Genomic DNA, 18,010 nt, shown 5'->3' on the forward strand with positions numbered 1-18,010 from the left:
TTACGAACATTGCTATAATGACAGCACAATATGAAAGCGCATTCTTGCAAGGGGGAACTCGCGTATGCTGGCATTACTTGGATTTCTCATGGTAGCCGTTTTTATGTACTTGATTATGTCGAAACGGCTCTCGGCATTGGTTGCTTTGATTGTTGTTCCTGTTGTATTTGCGTTGATTAGCGGATTCGGTACAGAAATTGGCGACATGATGCTTGCAGGCATCAAGAAAATTGCGCCTACGGGAATCATGCTGTTGTTCGCCATTCTGTACTTTGGAGTCATGATGGATGCAGGTCTGTTTGATCCATTAATTAAAAAAATCGTAAAAATGGTGAAGGGTGACCCACTGAAGGTGATTGTAGGTACAGCGATTCTCGCTACCTTGGTCGCACTGGATGGAGATGGAACCACGACTTATATGATTACCGTTACCGCGATGCTGCCTTTGTATCGTAAGCTGGGAATCAGACCGATGATTTTGGCAGCCATGGCGATGCTCTCACTCGGTGTTATGAACATGACGCCTTGGGGTGGACCGACTGCACGTGTTATGAGTGTACTCCATATGGATGTTTCCGAGATTTTTGTCCCTGTGATTCCTATGATGATTGGCGGAATTGCGTGGGTGATGATCGTAGCCTGTATTCTGGGCAAACAAGAGCGTAAGCGTCTGGGGATTATTGAGATACCAGATGAAGATTTGAAATCGCTTGCAGGACAAGAAGTGGCGGCGACGGATGAGACCGCTGCACTGAAACGTCCGCGCTTGATCTGGTTCAATCTGTTGTTGACCGCAGCCCTGATGATCGGCCTGATTACGAGCTTTTTGCCACTGCCGACGCTGTTCATGCTCGCTTTTGCGATTGCCCTGTTTGTGAACTATCCGAAAATGCAAGATCAGAAAGAGCGAATTGCCGCCCACGCTGCTAACGCACTGGCTACCGTGTCCATGGTTTTCGCGGCAGGTATCTTTACAGGCATCCTGACTGAAACGAAAATGATCGATGCGATGGCGAGCACACTCGTTTCCTGGATTCCGGATTCACTTGGTTCCCATATGCCTCTACTCGTAGCGTTGACAAGCATGCCATTCACGTATTTCATGTCGAACGATGCGTATTACTTCGGGATCGTTCCAATCCTGGCAAATGCAGCAGCCGCTTACGGAATCGATCCGGCGGAAATTGGTCGCGCTTCCATCCTGGGTCAACCGCTGCATGTACTCAGCCCGTTGTTTGCAGCACAGTACCTGCTGATCGGAATGGTTGGGGTCGATTATGCAGAAACCCAAAAGTTCATCCTGAAATGGGCGTTTGGAACATCGATCGTGATGATTGCGCTTGCTCTTCTTACCGGAGTTATCTCATTTTAGTCAAAGATAAGAAGGAAAAAAGGAAAAAGAGGCCTACTCATGGCCTCTTTTTCGTCATCGAGCGAAATGAGATACAATGAGAAGAAGAGGAGGGAACGATGTGCGTTTTCACAGCAAGCTGATGTTGATTATTTGTTCGCTCCTTTTTGGTGTGACGGTCATACTCGGTACAATGTTTGAGCAGATGCTGGCGGGCGTATTGGAGCATGAGATCGGGACGCGCGCACTGCATACCGCCAAGACCGTCGCGCAGATGTCCGAGATCAAACAGGCGTTTGACACAGAAGATCCCGCCAAGATTATCAATCCAATCGTGGAAAAAATACGCGTGGACACAAATGCGGCTTTTATCACAGTAGGAAATTTGCAAAGCATTCGCTATTCCCATCCTGATCCAGAGCAGATTGGCAAAAAGATGGTGGGAGGCGACAATGAGGCAGTATTTAAAGGGCAATCTATTATCTCTGAGACAGTCGGTTCGCTTGGCCCTGGACTCAGAGGAAAGACACCGATCTATGATGAGGAAGGAAAGGTGATGGGGGTCGTTTCGGTCGGCTTCTTGTTTGAGGATATAAATGAGACGATCGAATCGTATCGCAATCGAATCTTCGTCATCGGCATCGTCACCTTGCTCTTGGGTGTGGTGGCTACGCTCATTCTTTCACAAAATGTAAAAAAAGCCATATTTGGTTTGGAGCCTGAACAAATCGGGCGATTGTATCAGGAAAATCAAGCCGTGCTGGAATCGATTCGCGAAGGCATTGTGGCGGTCAATAAGGATGGAGCGATCACACTCGCGAATCAGACCGCTCTCCATATGCTGGGGCAAGCGAAGAATAAAGACAAGATCATGGACAAACAGGACGAGCTGGTTCGGTCGTTGGGCCTTCATGAGGTGATTGAGACAGGGAAAGCCGAATTTGACCGCGAAACGAAAGTGGACGAGCACATATTAGTGGTGAACCGGGTCCCGATTATGGATAAGGAGCGCCATGTTTTGGGCGCGGTAGCGAGCTTTCGCAATCGGTCCGAGCTGTTCGAGGTCACACAGGAGCTGTCACGAGTGAAGGAGTATGCGGAAGTCCTTCGTTCCCAGACGCACGAGTATTCCAACAAACTACACCTCATATCAGGACTCATCCAGCTCGAATCGTATCAGGAAGCCATTGAAACGATCTCTTCTGAGTTGAATGTACATGTCCACAATACGACGTTTATTATGCAAGAAGTCCCCGACCCACTGATAGGTGGCTTATTGCTCGGGAAGCTGAATCAAGCCAACGAACGCAAAGTGGAATTGAAAATTGATCCAGAAAGCAACTTCCGTGACATTCCTGCCTCGATTGATCGCTCACAGCTGATTGTCATTCTTGGCAATTTGATAGATAATGCGATGGACGCTGTAAAAGCTCCGGGTGCATTTGTACCAGAAATCACCATCTTTTTGCTCAATATGGAAGAGGTCCTGCTCATCGAGGTAGAGGATAGAGGGCCAGGCATCTCCGAAGAAAATGCTGAACGAATCTTTGAGCTGGGCTTCTCTACCAAACAACAGCCGAATCATGGCTACGGACTGCACTTAGTCAAACAAGCTGTTTTACATGTACACGGCAATATTACGCATACAGGTAATCCGGTAGGTGGAACAATTTTTACTGTGACGATACCAAAGGATGCACACACGGCAGAATGGAAGGAGGCCGTACTAGATGATACGGGTACTCATTATTGAGGACGACCTGAGAATCGCAGAGGTAAACCGACGCTTCGTGGAAAAAGTGGAGGGGTACGAGGTGATTGGCATTGCCACGAATGGACAAGAGGCCAAAGACCAAATGGAAATTTTACAGCCCGATCTCGTGTTGCTCGACATTTATTTTCCGGATATGGACGGCCTCGATTTTTTGTCGATCATAAAGGAGCAGTTCCCTACAACGGATGTCATCATGCTGACAGCTGCCAAAGAAGTAGATGCAGTTGTAGAGGCGATCCGCTACGGCGTATTCGATTTTATTACCAAGCCGCTTATCTTTGCACGCCTGCAACAAACATTACGGAATTACCAGGAGTTCAGGCAAAAGGTCTGTGATTGGAAAAAAGACACCGATCAGATCAGTCAAACCCAAATCGATGAACTCATTGCCCGGACAGGCCAAAAGAAGACACCCGACACAAAGGCAGTCAAAGGAATTGATCAAATTACGCTGGACAAGATCTCTGGCTTTCTCATGCAGACACAGGAGGCCACAACGGATTTAGTCAGCAAAGAAACAGGCATTAGCCGTTCAACAGCAAGGCGATACCTCGAATATTTGGTTGCCAAAGGAGACGCCATCGCAGACCTTTCGTACGGTGTCGTCGGACGTCCAGAACGCGTGTACAAAAGCGTCGGGCGGCCAAAAGAATAATAAAAGACCCTCCGTGCCCACAAGTAAGCTTCAAAACCTACTTGAGAGTGCGGAGGGTCTTTTTGTATTAAATAGGCATTTAAAAAGTACCGATGAACCAACAAAGCTGGCGAGAAGAAAAAGCACAGATCTCGCAGACCTTGACAACGCCTACCCAGTCGGAACTTCCAAAAGGGGACCCGATTGTCGAACACTTCTTCTATGGGAAACTTCCGCCCGTAGGGTGGCTTTGGCTCGACGGTCCCCTTTTGGAAGTGGAGACGGCCAGTCAATCCCCCTTGCGGGTGTGTCAGAGTCGAAGAGAACTGTGCTTTTTCTTCTCCTCCCCTATGTTGACTCAAACGCTTATTTAATCACACAGCTCGCTTCCACCCGATAAATACGCTGCCCACGAGAAGAAAAGCGCTCCTCGTACTCCGTCATCACATTATCCGCCGCCAGCTTGGACTGGTGCAGGTCAAAGGTGATATTGCGCATCTGGAAACGCTCCGCAGCAAATTGGTTGAGTGAAAACTCAAAAAGGTTCTCATTGTCTGTCTTCATATGAAGCTCGCCGTCTGCCACAAGCACCTGACGATACGTGTTCAAGAAGCTTTTGTAAGTAAGACGGCGTTTCGCATGACGGGTTTTTGGCCACGGATCACTAAAGTTCAGATAGATGCGAGAAATTTCATGATCGGCAAACAACTCGGTCAACTTGGAAGCGTCGTACTGAACAAAAGCCAGATTCGGAATAGCTTTGTACTCCGTACGCTGGACAGCGCGCAGAACGACCTCCGCCTTCAGTTCAACCGCAATGAAATTGATGTCAGGGTGACGCTCGGCCAATGTATTAATGAAACGTCCTTTTCCACAGCCGATCTCCACGTGAATCGGATTGTTATTCCCGAAGCGTTCCTTCCAATTTCCTTTATAGGAAAGGGGATTGTCTACGAACGTCGGATATTCTCTCAGGGCCGCTTCGGCACCTGGAATGTTACGCAGTCGCATATGTGCCTCCTTCAAAACGAACTCCTATCTACTTTACGATGACTCCCTGCTAGTTGCAAGTAGAGAGAGAAGAAAGAGAAGCGAGATTCCGGAGGCAGATTACGTTAGAAAGGTGCGAAAAGGGGTTTTTTGTAAAAGGTACTAGGACGAAAGTCGCATACATCGCGGATTTTAACATAGGATGGCTGGATAAATTTTGCCAATTTGAGAGGGACATTCTGGCAGGAAAATAGACTGAAAATTTGAGGAATGCCTGTTAAATCAAGCGCGAAGGCGTCAAGCGGTAATCGTATCCAGTTGAAAAAATCATTTTTGGCAAGTTTTTGGTAATTTCATAGTGTGTGGGCTTTGGTAAAGTAGAGAACAAGTGAGAGGTCAGCCAAACTTTGCATAAAATGGTCCCCTGAGAGAGGGATCTTTTTCAAAAGAAAAGGGAGGATGAACAGCATGAAATTACATAAAGCCCTCATAGGAATCGTAATGGGAGTAGCATTGGGAGTCACAGCGATTGTCGCTCCGCTGCCAGGAGAGAAAAATGTAGCTGAGGCGGCATGGACGCAATCCAAGGCGGACAAAGTCATTGCCACGGGAAGAAAGTATATGGGTACTCCTTATAAATTCGGTGCGAGCAGCAATACCACAGCCGTTTTTGATTGCTCTTCCTTTACAAAGCGCGTATTTAAAGTCGCAGTCGGCAAGAGCTTGCCACGCACTTCTCGCGATCAAGCCAAGGTAGGAACGAGTGTGTCCAAGTCGAACCTGAAAAAAGGAGACCTGGTGTTCTTCAAGGCGAGTAAAACGACGACGTCCAAACGGATCACACACGTGGCGATCTATGCAGGTAACAACAAACTCCTTCATACATATGGAAAACCAGGAGTGACGTATTCGACCTTTAAGGGCACGTCCTGGGAGAAACGCTTCGTTTCGGCACGGCGAGTCTTGTAATCTACCCGTCTGGCTCTCTACTTACTAATACGTCTCGCACGCGGTAAAGTTGCGATGAGCGAATAGGCAAGTTTTGTAAATAGGATAGGGGAAAGGGATGATCCATTGCAGATCATCCCTTTTTTGCTGTCGCGCGAAACTCAATCGAATCTCTTTGCAGGCCGAGCATACTTTTGCCGCCAATAAAAGAAACAGGAAGCAAGAAAGAGGGGGATGGAGGCAAGCAGCATCACTTCCTTGGCCGTAAGTCCGCATGCGATCAATAGACTCGTTATCGCCTGTGAAATCGGCTGCAAGCCTAAAGAGGAGAGCGAAACCAAACTCATGACTTTCCCCAGCGAGGCTTGTGGCACCTTTTCCTGAACAAAAGAGAGAATCGGAACATTAATGAGAGAAAACGTGACGCCGAGCGTAAATAGAATAAGCAAGCTGAGCCAGAACTGTTGGGTGAGACTAAAAGCAAAAAAGACAAGTGCTTGCATGATCATGAAAAGAAAGGCGATCTGCAACCTGTTTTGGCCTAGTGTCGTGAGTGTGAGCACGATTGCCCCAGCAAGCATGCCAAAAGCGAGTGCCCCTTCCAAAAAGCTGTACTGCAGCGTAGAACCAGCTAGCACCTGATCTACAAAAATCGGCAAGCCGATATATAAGGGGCCCATCAAAAATACGTTCAAGCAGATGATGGAGGTCAATAGCAAGGGAAGGAAATCCGATTGTTTGACATAGCAGAAGCTTTCCTCTATAGATTCCTTAAGCCGTTGCTGTGGTTTGGAAGGAACTGCTGGTTCCTGTTTCGGCATGCACCATGCAGATACACCTGCAACCAGCAGAAGCAAGCCAACAAAGCCGTATAAAAGGGGGTAACTTCCCCACTCAATTACAAAACCGGCAAGAACAGGACCGAGCAGTTGTGAGGTTTGGTTTGTCGTTTGTAGCACAGAATTCGCTCGCAAAAGGGAGGAAGAGGGTACGATTGACGGAATGAACGAATTTTGAGCTGGCCAATAAAAGGCATCAATGGTACCGAAGAAGAGAGCGAACCAAATAAATAGCGCCAACGAGGAATACCCCCACCAGATGATTCCTCCAAGCAACAGCATCAAAAATGCTTTCAACATGCTTGTGATCGACAGGATTCTCTTTTTGCTCATCCGATCAGCGAGCGTTCCGCCTATCAGCATGAAGACGATCCTGGGAATGGTTGCCGCCATAAATACGATGCCTAATGAGGCCTCCTGAGATAAAACCTGGATGATATACCAGGTTTGCGAGAAAAGAAAGAGTGAGATGCTGAGTCCGGAACAAAGGGCGGACATCCAAAGAAGGGTAAAAGGTTTCGTAAACAAGCGGGATGTATCCGCTGAGGGAAGGCTAGATTGCTTGGGGACAGCTTCCATGGAAATTCACTCTCCTTATTATTAACCGGTTAAAAAATATTAACCGTATGTCTGAAAGAAAAACCTACTCGAATAGGCTTTTCATACACATGTGGACTTATCGGATTACATGTTCCTTTGTTACTCCTGTCTATCCTTTTTAAATAACGGTTCATCAATTTGAAATCCCGTAATCATCAGGTAGTAATCCTGCTTCGAAGATGGGTCATCCAAGGAGCTTTGCTGCAATTCGTGGAGTAGGCTCCGGTATTTTTGCAAAAAGGACACAAACGCTTGCTCACTGACTCTGACTTCAGACTGTAGGGAGATGCGCGGCCATTTCTCGACTTCCGTTGATGTCAGTGCAAAGGCTTCTTCAGGAGCACTGAGCGCTCTTGTTTTCGCCCGTTGCAACACTTCGACATAGGATTGTCTGGTAGCCTCCTTCGACTCCGTATACGTGAGCAGATGATCAGCGGGTATGAAGCCTCTTGCCACCGCCTGATAGTATTTGAGAATGTTGCCGCCCTTCTCTTCCTTTTTAACCAACTGGATGATGCCATGCTTCTCCAACTCACGCAGGTGGTACAGAATCTTCGCACGAGACAGTCCAAAAAGCTGGGAAAGCTGTTGCCCCGTGTGCGGCTTTTCCACCAGATGCATCAGCATTTTCGTGCGTAACGGGTCACTGATCACTTTTAGCTGATCGTAGTTTTCGATGATAAAAATCGACTTTTGTTCCAATATGTATCACAATCCTTTTAACCAGTTAAAATTTATTAACTCGATTGTATAAGGGGATATATGGAAAAGTCAATACAAAAACCCTTCCTGAGTGACGGTGATTCACAAAGGAAGGGTTTTGGCTTTACTTGCAACACTAGATTTTCAAAATACCACCCATGCTCGCATTCGTTACCAGCTTGGAGTAACGAGCCAGATAGCCTGTTTTTACTTTCGGCTCGAATTCTTTCCAGCCTTCTTTGCGGCGAGCCAGCTCGGCTTCATCCACGAGCAGATGCATCGTGCGCTCCTCGAGGTCAATCGAGATGATATCTCCGTCCTGTACGAAGGCAATTGGACCGCCTTCTGCGGCTTCTGGAGACACGTGACCGATACTGATTCCGCGAGAAGCACCGGAGAAGCGTCCGTCTGTAACGAGCGCGACTTCTTTACCGAGACCCATACCCACGATTTGCGAGGTAGGAGCCAACATTTCTGGCATACCTGGTCCGCCTTTAGGACCCTCATAGCGGATGACGACAACATGACCAGATTTGATTTTGCCAGCAGCGATTCCTGCCAGAGCTTCCTCTTGGGAGTCGAAGCAGATGGCTGGACCTTCGTGCTTTTTAATAGAAGGATCGACACCGCCTGTTTTGATGATCGAGCCTTGTTCCGCCAGGTTACCGAACAGAACTGCGAGACCGCCAGAAGCGCTGTACGGGTTGTCGAGGCGACGAATGACTTGATCGTTTTTGATTTCAGCGTCAGCGATGTTTTCGCCAAGGGTTTTGCCCGTGACTGTGATACGGTCCGGATGGATCGCGCCTGCTTTTTTCGCGATTTCTTTCAGAACCGCAGATACGCCGCCTGCCTCGTGGCAATCCTCGATATGATAGTCGGAGGAAGGAGCCAGCTTGCAAATATGTGGAATGCGCTTTGCTACTTCGTTGATGCGCTCGATTGGGTATTCGATACCTGCTTCTTGTGCGATAGCCAGTGTATGAAGAACTGTATTGGTTGACCCGCCCATCGCCATGTCGAGAGCGAATGCATCGTCGATTGCCTCGAGTGTCACGATGTCGCGTGGCTTGATGTCGCGTTCAATCAGATTTTTCAGTTTTTCAGCAGATGCTTGTACCAGCTCGCGACGTTCAGGAGAGACAGCGAGTACGGTACCGTTGCCTGGCAGAGCCAATCCGATGGCTTCGAGCAGACAGTTCATCGAGTTCGCTGTAAACATACCGGAACAAGAACCGCAAGTCGGGCATCCATATTGCTCCAGCTCTTCGAGTTGCTGGTCGTTGATCAAGCCTGCTTGGTGAGCGCCGACACCCTCGAATACGGAGGAAAGCGAGATGGAGCGGCCATCACTCGTTTTTCCGGCTTTCATAGGACCGCCGGTTACAAATACGGTTGGAATGTTGACACGAAGTGCGCCCATGATCATCCCAGGCGTGATCTTGTCACAGTTTGGAATACAGATCATGCCATCAAACCAGTGAGCAGCGACAACGGTTTCCAAGCTGTCTGCGATGATCTCGCGGCTCGGGAGGGAGTAGCGCATCCCGATATGTCCCATAGCGATTCCGTCGTCAACACCAATCGTATTGAATTCGAATGGAACCATGCCAGCAGCGCGAACGGCTTCCTTGACCAGTTTTCCAAACTCCTGCAAGTGCACGTGACCTGGAATAATGTCGATGTACGAGTTGCAAATAGCGATAAACGGTTTATCGAAATCCTCATCCTTTACACCTGCTGCACGAAGCAAGCTACGGTGTGGTGCGCGGTCGAATCCTTTTTTGATCATATCACTTCGTTGTCTGGCCAATTTGAAAAACTCCCTTCCAATACGGTTCATGCCTGTCTTATGTTTTGAACTATCTTATCAATTTTTAATTACAGAAACAACCGTAAAAGTCTGAACATTCGCTCAGCCCCGGGTGGTTCGGACAGCTGCTCTCGATTGGGATACGTTTAGGAATCATAGCGAAATCAGCTTGTTTGGGATAAAATAGAAGAATCGACTCTATTTCGGTTGGAGTGAACAAAATGTTAGATGAGTTAAAAAACATCTGGTCGGACGGGAATGAAGAGGAGCGGCGCATTCTCGAGCTGGCTGTTGCTGCCATTCGTCAAAAGCGGGAACGGAAAAGTGCGTTTATCTCTGGGTTTCTCGGATTAAAGGGAGAGTTTATAGACGAAGAAAGACAGTCATATCGCTTTGAATTGCCTCTAACCCCTTTTATGCACAATTCAGGGGGAGTTGTTCATGGAGGAATTCTTGCCACCTTGATCGATTCAGCGATGGGCTCCTTGATCAATCGGTCCTTGCCATCCAATCAGTATGCAGTGACGACAGAGCTAAAGCTCAATTATTTGCTTCCGGGAATAGGGGAGCGGCTACGCGCTGAAGCGAGCTTTTTGCATCGCGGACACACATTGGTCGTCATGGAGGGCAGTGTTTACGATGATCGGGATAGGCGGATCGCCCACGGTACAGGAACGTTCATTGTTCTCACCAAAAATGGACGGAAATAAAACCCCTCGCTCTACACCAAAAAGGTGAGAGCGAGGGGTGACGGCGTTATTTAATGACAACGAGACCACTGTATTCCGAGATATAGGTGAGCATTTTGGTGGAAAGCGGCACGATAAACTCCATGTCTTCTTTTTCTGCGATACCGGATCGTGAAACGATCCGCGCCCACTTGGCGGTCAGCTTGTAGTAATCGGAACCAAACGAGGCGTGAACCGTCTCACTCCGATGCCGAAACGTGACTGGGCTTGTGTCCAGCTTCATCGGGACCATGCTGATGATATCCTGCAAAAACAAATGGTAGGTTGTGTGTGGCTTGAAAAAAACGAGCTCCTTTGTGGTAACAGAGAAGCCGTAGCTATTGTTCATTTGGGTGAATTTGAGTTCACCTTCCATATTTTTCAGCCGAATGAAGTCGGTGTTCATGTTTATCCCCCTCCTTCGGGTATCTCTCTATGATAGTAATCTTTCCTATACAAGTGCAAGTGGAAGGTTGTTCAAAAAGTCGTCTTTTGACATCGAATATTATTTAGGAAGTTGTTCCAAAGGGAAAAAGGAGCGAAATGTCATGATCGAAATTGCAAAAGAAGCAGCAAGTGTCGCGGGTGCGTTTTTGAAGGAACGTTTTCTCGAACAGCTCGTGCCCGATGAGGAATTGCATAACGACGTGAAGCTGCCAGAGGATAAAGGCAGTGAACAGCGCATCATCGAGGTACTGCATCGCCACTTCCCGACACATACTATTTTTTCTGAAGAGGTTGGAATGGTTTCCCGCGAGGAAGAGTATCTGTGGATTATCGACCCTTTAGATGGAACGAATAACTATTTTATCGGCTATCCGTATTTCTCGATCTCGATTGCGTTGCAGCATAAGGGCGAGCTGGTGCTGGGCGTCGTCTACAATCCGGTAGCAGGTCAAATGTTTTGGGCGGAAAAAGGAAAAGGAGCCTATTTGAACGGAAAACGATTGAATGTCAATAACCGCCAAGACCTCACACGTGCAGTCGGTACGTACATCCGTGGACGCAACACGGTAACGAAGGAAGAAGAGATGGCTTTTACGGAACCATTCGTATTCCAGACCAAGCGACTCATGCGAAATATTGCGCCTGCACTGGACTGGTGCTTGCTGGCAAACGGATGGCTCGATTATATCGTGATGCAACGCTCCAATATTATGGATGTGGCCGCCGGAATTGTTATCGCCCAGGAGGCGGGGGCAACGATTACGGACTGGTCTGGAAAGCCGTATCAGCATGAACCATTCCAACAGGATCACACTCCTTCATTCGTGGCGAGCAACGGACATTTGCATGAAACCATTCGCGGTATGATTCGACAGTAACGGGAACAAAAGAAGCACGACTTATGTAGTGCAACCAAATGTTTCGGCTCACGTATAAAAAAGTTGCGAATGATTTGTTATTCTGGGATAGGTAAAAGAGGTGAGAAAAATGGCACGATTGGAATATCGGCTGCTGGATGAGGCGCGGGGATACCCTGTTCAGTTTTACTACGACAACGTGGACAAAGATGAGGTCTCCTTACGTTTTGCTTGCGATTATTTGGTGAAAGGGCATGTCGTTTATGAAAAGACGTCCTGTGCAATCGAAAACGGTACGTATGTCATTTACGTCAAGCGCTCAACAGAAGAGCAAGCTGTCGATTATGCGGAGGCAGTGTCTGCACGCTGGGGCAGCATCCAGATCGAAATGCGTGAATATCAAGAAAATGCAAGCGTTTATCCGCTCGTTCACACGTTTTATTTCAAGGACGATGACGATGCTCTCTTGCATTTGCAAAGCGACTACTTGTATGTGAATGGACGCGAATGGGAGAAGACATCGGCTGAGGTGGATGAAGATCGGCAGGTTTATGTTTACTACGCGAAGCCAGTGTAGGAGGAAAAAAATGGCACAAACGAAATCGAAGAAAGTAGTCGGTCTGTTCGTCGCAGCAGCACTTGCGATCAGTGGTTGTTCTTCTGAGGACGACTATAATGATTGCTACGATAATGACAATGACGGCTATTGTGACGATAGCAGCAGTGGGGGTTCGAGCTCTACTTACAGGTCTTACAAGAGCAAATCCGGAGTATCGAGTGGGATAAGCACGAGCAGCTCCAAGGGCGGTATCGGCAGCTCGGGCTATTCCAGCTCCGGGTGAGGTGAGGGAAGTGGAAGCCCATAACCAACGAGAACGTGAGGCGCTGTACGGCCCGATGCGGGAAGAGGGCGTATTTACCTGGGATTGGATGTATGGCGAGGAGTATGCTCTATATGATATCCACCTGATCTCTCCCGCTTTTCGAGAAGAAATCGCGATGGCAACCGAGCGGCTTGGGCAAATCTTTACCAAGGTCGTTCCCGTATTGCAGCGTGCAGAGGACTCCCTGTTGCTAGAGCTAGGAGTGCCAAAGCAGGCATTGCAGGCAGTCAGGGTCGTCGTTTCCCAAACGGTGCCGACTGTGATTGGACGCTTTGATTTTGCCCAGACGACAGAAGGATTGAAGATGCTCGAGTGCAACAGCGATACCCCTACCGGAATCGTCGAGGCTTTTTATGTGAACGGCCGTGCTTGTCGCCATTTCCTGCGCGAGGACCCGAATGAAGGGATGGAGCGGCAGTTGCGTTCGGCATTCAGTAAGGTGTTCGACGCCTATCGGGTGCAAGGCTATGATACAGATTCTATCTGGTTTAGCTCACTCGACTGGCATGAGGAAGACAAGGGAACGACGTTGTATTTACTGGACCAATCAGGTCTGCCTGCCCGGTTTGCTGCTTTGGAGCATTTGCGTGTTTGGCAAGATCGTCTCTATGTAAAGGAGAATGAGGAGCTATTGCCAGTCGATGTGCTGTACCGCCTGCATGCTTTGGAAAAACTGGCGGTAGAACAGGATGAAGATGGTTATCCGACAGGTGAGCATGTGCTCTCGCTGATTGCCCGCAAAAAGCTGGCCATTATAAATCCTCCTTCTGCGTTTCTCATTCAGACGAAGGCTTTGCAGGCGCTCATCTGGAACTTACATGAGGCGAATGAGTTTTTCACCGAAGAAGAGCACGCGATCATCGAAGCTTACATGCTGCCGACTTATTTTGAAAATCGGTTTGCAGGCAGGGAGGACTACGTCACGAAGCCGATTTTTGGGCGGGAAGGTGGCGGTGTCATGCTGTTTGCATCAGATGGTACGCTGCAAGAGAAGGATCAGGAAGAGTTTTACTGGGAGCAGCCGATGATTTATCAGAAACGGGTAGAGCTTCCAGAGATAACGGTTCAGACGATGAAGGGAGCATATGCTGGACGGCTGCTCTGGGGGTCCTTTTGGATCGGTACAGAGGCATCGGCTATTGTAGCTCGTGTCGGGGGACCGATAACAAACAACCTATCCTATTATTTGCCGATCGGCATAGACAAGTAGTGAAAGGAGAGGACAACGTACATGTTGGGACAATTGGATTACGTAGTAAACTTTTTATTGTATTTGGCAGTGACCATTCCCATATTGGCTGTAGGGATTTTTGTATTTACGATTACGACTCCTTACAAGGAGTTTGATCTGATCAAGCAGGGAGCACAGACTGATGATCCGAAGAAAATGGCAGCGGCAAAAGCAGCCTCGCACGATTTGGGAGGGAAAATCATCGGTTTGGCAATCGTCCTCGCTTCGGCTGTATACCACTCGGTTAACTTGTGGGATTTGGTCATCTGGGGTATTGTAGGAATGGTATTTCAAGTCATCGTTTTTTATTTGTTCGAATGGGTCACACCATTTAAAGTCGTGTCTGAAATTCCGAATGGAAACGTATCCGTCGGTATTTTCGCTTCGCGGTTGAGTATTGCCGCGGGCTTGCTGATGGCTGCGCTGATCAGTTACTAAGCATGGAAAGAGGCGTTCACCTTCGAAGTCTGGTGCTCATGTAGGTTCTCTACATTTGGCTCCTCCCGCTTCAGGTTTCCGCCTCTTTTTCGATGCGGAAGCGATCCTATTTTGAATAGGCACTTATGAGCACAGGGAGGAGTCTTTTTGTTCTGGCGCGTCATGTATGAGATTTTTATCATTATGCTAGTGATTACGTATGCGATCCTGTTGTTCGCAGACTTCTCTAATCATCCTCTCTTGACGGATGAGCTGATGGACAAGGTAGACACTTGGCTGATCATCATGCTGATTGTTGAGTATTTGGTCCGGCTATGGAGGGCGGAAGACAAGCGGAAATTCGTCTTGGCCAACTGGTTCGATCTGATTGCAATGATTCCATTGGACTCTTATTTGTATTTAGCCAGAATCATGCGCGTGCTTCGGCTGGTGCGCATCGTGCGCGCTTCACCGTTTTTGTTGGGAATCATTCGTTCAGGTCCGATGCGTCAAGTATTTGGTGTCGTCACGATTATCATGTTGTGGAGCTCGACTGCGATTTATTTGCTGGAATACGGTGTAAACGAGAACATCAAAAGCTTCCCGGATGCGTTGTGGTGGTCGATTGTGACAACTACGACAGTCGGCTACGGTGATATTTCGCCTGTGACGTCAGGTGGAAGGATCATGGCGGCGATCTTGATGATCACGGGGATCGGAATGCTGGGAGCCTTGACGGCAAATTTTGCTACGCATTGGACAGAGACACATGAAAGCAAAAGCCCAGATGAGAAAGATCGTTTGACCGAAGAGATCAAAAAGCAGACGATCACAAATATCCGACAGATCGAAAACTTGACCGAGCGAGAGTATGAGACGCTCAAAGAAAGTATGGATTTGCTGTATCGTCGAACGAGGAAAAAGAGTGAAGAATAAGCGGAGGCAACTAGCTGTCAGGCATCAGGCTTGGCAGCTTTTTTCTTCTCCATTTTGAATCACTTTCATAATGTTTACAAAGGCTGCGTAGGAAGAAGTTCATTTCCAGTCCAAGCGCCTCTGGAGCCCGACCAAGCGTAGGAATAAATGGCGGGGGTTTTCAGCTTCACTTATGGAATACCTCTCCGAAACTTCTACGTTTGAAGCGCTCCCGCCATTTATTCCGAAGCGGACAGTCAATCCCCCTTGCGGGGCGTAGGCCGAAGCGCAGACTGGAAATGAACTTCTTCCCTTCACAACAGCATCGTCCCAAACCACTATGTTCAAGTGAAATATGATTTTGTTATTGACGAGGCAATCCATCCCAATTATAATTCCGAGTAAACATATATGAATTACAAAAAATAAGTTTGGATAAAGGGGTTATCCGATGGCGAAAACAGCGGTTTTGGTAATTGCTCACGGTTCACCCGATCCTGACTGGTTGGCGTTGGTGGAATCAGCCGTATGGCAGTGCCGCACTGATTTGCCAATTCGGGTAGCTTACTTGGGAGGAGTAGAAGGACGAAGCATCAGCGACGAAGTGAATCGTCTGGAAGCATCAGGAACCACAACAATTGTCGTCGTTCCCCTATTCGCCACGGCAGGAAGCAATCACGTAGGGGAAATCCGGGCGATGCTTGGACTAGACCCGTGGCCTACAGGAGAGACAGACCTGATTCGCGTTCCGGTTCAGGCAAGAATTCTCTGGTGTCCGCCATTGGAGGATCACGGAAACGTCGAGCAGATCGTGGCGGAGCGAATCGCAAGTCTATCGCGTGTGCCTAGTCGGGAGGCTTTGTTGCTCGTCGGGCACGGCAGTGACTTGCCTGGATGTCATGAGCGCTGGGAAAAGCTGCTCTTGCGTCTGACATTCCGCTTGCAAAACCGCTATGCATTTGCTGCTGCCGGATATGCGACACTGAGGCCCGATACACTGTACGAACAAGCCTGTTCACTGGCACAAAAAGGGGATGTCCTCGTGCTTCCTTTGTTCGTCAGCCAGGGCTACTTCACGCGACAAGCAATCCCGAAACGGCTCGCTGGCTTGGCTTATCGCTATGAGGGCAGTGCGTACTTGCCCCATCCACTGATTGCGGACTGGATGAGCCAATCGATTCGAATGGCATTGGTAACGGACATCTTTACACAAAGGAGCATGTACGAGCATGGCAGAGAGAAAGCAGTGGAAGTGGGCTGCTGATCCATCCCTCAACAAAATGGAGTTTACGAAGCTGGAAAAAGACGGACTGGATGTCATCGGAACGATCGTAAACACCTATTCAAAAGAAGAGTTTGCACCGATTGAATCTTCTGACATGGATCGATTTAAATGGGCGGGCGTCTATCAGCAGCGGCCAAAGGACGGACACTTCATGATGCGTGTACGCATACCTGGAGGCATTTTGAATAGTGAACAAGCGCGGGTGCTCGCCAACATCGCGGAAGATTATGGACGTAATCTGGTGGATGTCACCACGCGTCAGGCCGTGCAATTTCACTGGCTCACGGTAGAATCGCTCGCTGACATTTTTGAACGGCTCGCATCAGTCGGACTCTCCTCTTTTGAAGCATGTGGAGACTGCCCGCGACAAATCATGGGGAACCCACTGGCAGGAATTGATCCTTATGAAGTGTTGGATACGCGTCCTATCGTAGCCGAGTTAGAAAAATTTTTCTTGCTCAATCGCGACTTCTCCAATCTGCCACGCAAGTACAAAATATCGGTTTCTGCCAACATCCATAACGCCGCGCATGCGCAAATCAACGACCTAGCTTTCACCCCGGCCCAAAAAGTCATAGCTGGCGAAGATGTGATCGGCTTTCATGTATGGGTAGGTGGCGGCTTGTCAGCGAAGCCATACTTGGCGAAGCAACTCGATGTTTTCGTGCGACCAGAAGAGGTCGTCAAAGTAGCGGCAGGAGTTACGACGCTGTTCCGCGATTTCGGCTACCGTCAAAAACGTACGCATGCACGTCTTAAGTTCTTGGTCGCTGACTGGGGACCGGAAAAGTTCAAGGAGCAATTACTAGAGCTGGTGGGCGAGCTTGAGCCCTGTGGTACCGATTTAACCTCGGGCTGGAATGGTGGATATTTTTACGGCATTCACGAGCAGCGCCAAGCAGGACGATACTACGCAGGCTTGTCTGTTCCCGTTGGGCGGATGAATGCAGGGGAACTAAATGAGCTTGCCCGTCTGGCGGACGAATATGGCGATGGGACAATTGGCACCTGTAACACGCAAAATGTCCTGATACGCAACATTCCCGAAGCGAAGGTAGCAGCTTTCCGCCATGAGCCGATGATTGTGAACCGCTTTAAATTGCAGCCCACTACGTTTGTCGGGTATGCCGTATCGTGCACAGGTATGGAATTTTGCAATCTAGCAATCGTGGAGACCAAGGAGCGGATGCGTTCGCTGGCTCAATATTTGGATGATACGGTTGTTCTCGAAACACCGCTGCGCATTCATGTGATTGGTTGCCCGAATTCTTGCGGTCAGCGCCAAATTGCGGATATCGGCCTGCAAGGTGCATTGGTCAAGACACCGAACGGGATGGTTGAGGCGTTTGACATCTACGTAGGCGGGACACTGGAGGAACCACAATTCAACCGCAAGCTCAACGCGCGGATTACTGTGGACAGACTCGGTCCCTTCCTTGCCCAATTGATCACACTGTACAAGGCGGATCGTCAGGAAGGAGAACCATACTGGCGCTACGTGGAGCGGGTAGGACTTTCCCATATCCAAGCACAGGTAGACTCCATCCTGCAACCAGCGTAATACTCGTGCAGGTAGGGCTAGATTAAGGGAGGAA

The 18,010-nt window shown here is 48.6% G+C and carries 18 protein-coding genes; 13 read left to right on the forward strand and 5 right to left on the reverse strand.

Annotated elements, in window-relative coordinates:
- Positions 1 to 64: 64 nt before the first annotated feature.
- The 3 genes from ODZ53_RS23130 to ODZ53_RS23140 all read left to right on the forward strand — a co-directional run bounded on the left by ODZ53_RS23130 (position 65) and on the right by ODZ53_RS23140 (position 3,780).
- A complete protein-coding gene (locus ODZ53_RS23130) occupies positions 65 to 1,372 on the forward strand; it encodes a CitMHS family transporter (RefSeq protein WP_372680348.1) in 1,308 nt (435 codons plus the stop codon).
- A gap of 100 nt (positions 1,373 to 1,472) precedes the next feature.
- The gene (locus tag ODZ53_RS23135; RefSeq protein WP_483862222.1) at positions 1,473 to 3,104 is read left to right on the forward strand and encodes an ATP-binding protein; all 1,632 of its coding nucleotides are present in this window, start codon (positions 1,473 to 1,475) and stop codon (positions 3,102 to 3,104) included.
- Positions 3,082 to 3,780, forward strand: a complete 699-nt coding sequence (locus ODZ53_RS23140) for a DUF977 family protein (RefSeq protein WP_372680352.1) — start codon at positions 3,082 to 3,084, stop codon at positions 3,778 to 3,780. Before ODZ53_RS23135 ends, ODZ53_RS23140 begins: the two co-directional genes overlap by 23 nt.
- A gap of 345 nt (positions 3,781 to 4,125) precedes the next feature.
- Here ODZ53_RS23140 and trmB read toward each other — a convergent pair whose 3' ends face one another.
- Positions 4,126 to 4,770 (reverse strand): tRNA (guanosine(46)-N7)-methyltransferase TrmB, encoded by a 645-nt coding sequence (gene trmB / locus ODZ53_RS23145; RefSeq protein WP_016743027.1) that lies wholly within the window; start codon positions 4,768 to 4,770, stop codon positions 4,126 to 4,128.
- Positions 4,771 to 5,217: 447 nt separating this feature from the next.
- On the opposite strand from trmB, the gene ODZ53_RS23150 reads away from it, so the two are divergent.
- The gene (locus tag ODZ53_RS23150) at positions 5,218 to 5,718 is read left to right on the forward strand and encodes a C40 family peptidase (RefSeq protein WP_015892523.1); all 501 of its coding nucleotides are present in this window, start codon (positions 5,218 to 5,220) and stop codon (positions 5,716 to 5,718) included.
- Between the two features lie 140 nt (positions 5,719 to 5,858).
- Here ODZ53_RS23150 and ODZ53_RS23155 read toward each other — a convergent pair whose 3' ends face one another.
- From ODZ53_RS23155 to ilvD, 3 genes are all read right to left on the reverse strand, one after another.
- Complete coding sequence (locus ODZ53_RS23155) at positions 5,859 to 7,115, reverse strand: MFS transporter (protein ID WP_372680355.1); 1,257 nt, start codon at positions 7,113 to 7,115, stop codon at positions 5,859 to 5,861.
- 120 nt (positions 7,116 to 7,235) lie between these two features.
- Positions 7,236 to 7,838 carry an ArsR/SmtB family transcription factor gene (locus ODZ53_RS23160; protein ID WP_372680357.1) on the reverse strand — a complete coding sequence of 201 codons (603 nt, stop codon included), beginning with the start codon at positions 7,836 to 7,838 and terminating at the stop codon, positions 7,236 to 7,238.
- A 136-nt stretch (positions 7,839 to 7,974) separates the two neighbouring features.
- Positions 7,975 to 9,651 carry a dihydroxy-acid dehydratase gene (gene ilvD, locus ODZ53_RS23165; RefSeq protein WP_372680359.1) on the reverse strand — a complete coding sequence of 559 codons (1,677 nt, stop codon included), beginning with the start codon at positions 9,649 to 9,651 and terminating at the stop codon, positions 7,975 to 7,977.
- 221 nt (positions 9,652 to 9,872) lie between these two features.
- Here ilvD and ODZ53_RS23170 point away from each other — a divergent pair, with 221 nt between their 5' ends.
- Positions 9,873 to 10,361, forward strand: a complete 489-nt coding sequence (locus ODZ53_RS23170) for a PaaI family thioesterase (RefSeq protein ID WP_372680361.1) — start codon at positions 9,873 to 9,875, stop codon at positions 10,359 to 10,361.
- A gap of 46 nt (positions 10,362 to 10,407) precedes the next feature.
- Here the strand turns inward: ODZ53_RS23170 and ODZ53_RS23175 are convergent, their stop codons facing one another.
- Complete coding sequence (locus ODZ53_RS23175; protein WP_016743021.1) at positions 10,408 to 10,785, reverse strand: hypothetical protein; 378 nt, start codon at positions 10,783 to 10,785, stop codon at positions 10,408 to 10,410.
- A 142-nt stretch (positions 10,786 to 10,927) separates the two neighbouring features.
- Between ODZ53_RS23175 and ODZ53_RS23180 the strand changes: the two genes are divergently transcribed.
- The 8 genes from ODZ53_RS23180 (at position 10,928) to ODZ53_RS23215 (ending at position 17,976) form a co-directional block, all read left to right on the forward strand.
- On the forward strand, positions 10,928 to 11,704 hold the full coding sequence (locus tag ODZ53_RS23180; RefSeq protein ID WP_016743020.1) for an inositol monophosphatase family protein: 777 nt from the start codon (positions 10,928 to 10,930) through the stop codon (positions 11,702 to 11,704).
- 109 nt (positions 11,705 to 11,813) lie between these two features.
- Positions 11,814 to 12,260 carry a hypothetical protein gene (locus ODZ53_RS23185; protein WP_016743019.1) on the forward strand — a complete coding sequence of 149 codons (447 nt, stop codon included), beginning with the start codon at positions 11,814 to 11,816 and terminating at the stop codon, positions 12,258 to 12,260.
- A gap of 10 nt (positions 12,261 to 12,270) precedes the next feature.
- Positions 12,271 to 12,525, forward strand: a complete 255-nt coding sequence (locus ODZ53_RS23190; protein ID WP_372680364.1) for a hypothetical protein — start codon at positions 12,271 to 12,273, stop codon at positions 12,523 to 12,525.
- Positions 12,526 to 12,535: 10 nt separating this feature from the next.
- Positions 12,536 to 13,777: a glutathionylspermidine synthase family protein gene (locus ODZ53_RS23195; protein WP_372680366.1), complete on the forward strand. Its 1,242-nt coding sequence runs from the start codon at positions 12,536 to 12,538 to the stop codon at positions 13,775 to 13,777.
- A 21-nt stretch (positions 13,778 to 13,798) separates the two neighbouring features.
- Positions 13,799 to 14,236, forward strand: a complete 438-nt coding sequence (locus ODZ53_RS23200; RefSeq protein ID WP_372680368.1) for a DUF350 domain-containing protein — start codon at positions 13,799 to 13,801, stop codon at positions 14,234 to 14,236.
- Positions 14,237 to 14,383: 147 nt separating this feature from the next.
- Positions 14,384 to 15,151, forward strand: a complete 768-nt coding sequence (locus ODZ53_RS23205; protein ID WP_199927965.1) for a potassium channel family protein — start codon at positions 14,384 to 14,386, stop codon at positions 15,149 to 15,151.
- Positions 15,152 to 15,581: 430 nt separating this feature from the next.
- Positions 15,582 to 16,394: a sirohydrochlorin chelatase gene (locus tag ODZ53_RS23210; RefSeq protein WP_372680370.1), complete on the forward strand. Its 813-nt coding sequence runs from the start codon at positions 15,582 to 15,584 to the stop codon at positions 16,392 to 16,394.
- Entirely contained in the window at positions 16,360 to 17,976 is a 1,617-nt protein-coding gene (locus tag ODZ53_RS23215) for a nitrite/sulfite reductase (RefSeq protein WP_372680372.1), read from the forward strand. Before ODZ53_RS23210 ends, ODZ53_RS23215 begins: the two co-directional genes overlap by 35 nt.
- The last annotated feature ends 34 nt before the right edge of the window (positions 17,977 to 18,010 follow it).

This window comes from Brevibacillus sp. BD137, assembly GCF_041644655.1.
Classification (GTDB): domain Bacteria; phylum Bacillota; class Bacilli; order Brevibacillales; family Brevibacillaceae; genus Brevibacillus; species Brevibacillus brevis_D.

Bases quoted from the DNA above. Each gene is read 5' to 3' on its own strand.
- ODZ53_RS23170 (WP_372680361.1), top strand. From the start codon at position 9,873: ATGTTAGATGAGTTAAAAAACATCTGGTCGGACGGGAATGAAGAGGAG.
- ODZ53_RS23140 (WP_372680352.1), top strand. From the start codon at position 3,082: ATGATACGGGTACTCATTATTGAGGACGACCTGAGAATCGCAGAGGTA.
- ODZ53_RS23130 (WP_372680348.1), top strand. From the start codon at position 65: ATGCTGGCATTACTTGGATTTCTCATGGTAGCCGTTTTTATGTACTTG.
- ODZ53_RS23185 (WP_016743019.1), top strand. From the start codon at position 11,814: ATGGCACGATTGGAATATCGGCTGCTGGATGAGGCGCGGGGATACCCT.
- ODZ53_RS23200 (WP_372680368.1), top strand. From the start codon at position 13,799: ATGTTGGGACAATTGGATTACGTAGTAAACTTTTTATTGTATTTGGCA.
- ODZ53_RS23180 (WP_016743020.1), top strand. From the start codon at position 10,928: ATGATCGAAATTGCAAAAGAAGCAGCAAGTGTCGCGGGTGCGTTTTTG.
- trmB (WP_016743027.1), bottom strand. From the start codon at position 4,770: ATGCGACTGCGTAACATTCCAGGTGCCGAAGCGGCCCTGAGAGAATAT.
- ODZ53_RS23155 (WP_372680355.1), bottom strand. From the start codon at position 7,115: ATGGAAGCTGTCCCCAAGCAATCTAGCCTTCCCTCAGCGGATACATCC.
- ODZ53_RS23210 (WP_372680370.1), top strand. From the start codon at position 15,582: ATGGCGAAAACAGCGGTTTTGGTAATTGCTCACGGTTCACCCGATCCT.
- ODZ53_RS23150 (WP_015892523.1), top strand. From the start codon at position 5,218: ATGAAATTACATAAAGCCCTCATAGGAATCGTAATGGGAGTAGCATTG.
- ODZ53_RS23175 (WP_016743021.1), bottom strand. From the start codon at position 10,785: ATGAACACCGACTTCATTCGGCTGAAAAATATGGAAGGTGAACTCAAA.
- ODZ53_RS23190 (WP_372680364.1), top strand. From the start codon at position 12,271: ATGGCACAAACGAAATCGAAGAAAGTAGTCGGTCTGTTCGTCGCAGCA.
- ODZ53_RS23215 (WP_372680372.1), top strand. From the start codon at position 16,360: ATGGCAGAGAGAAAGCAGTGGAAGTGGGCTGCTGATCCATCCCTCAAC.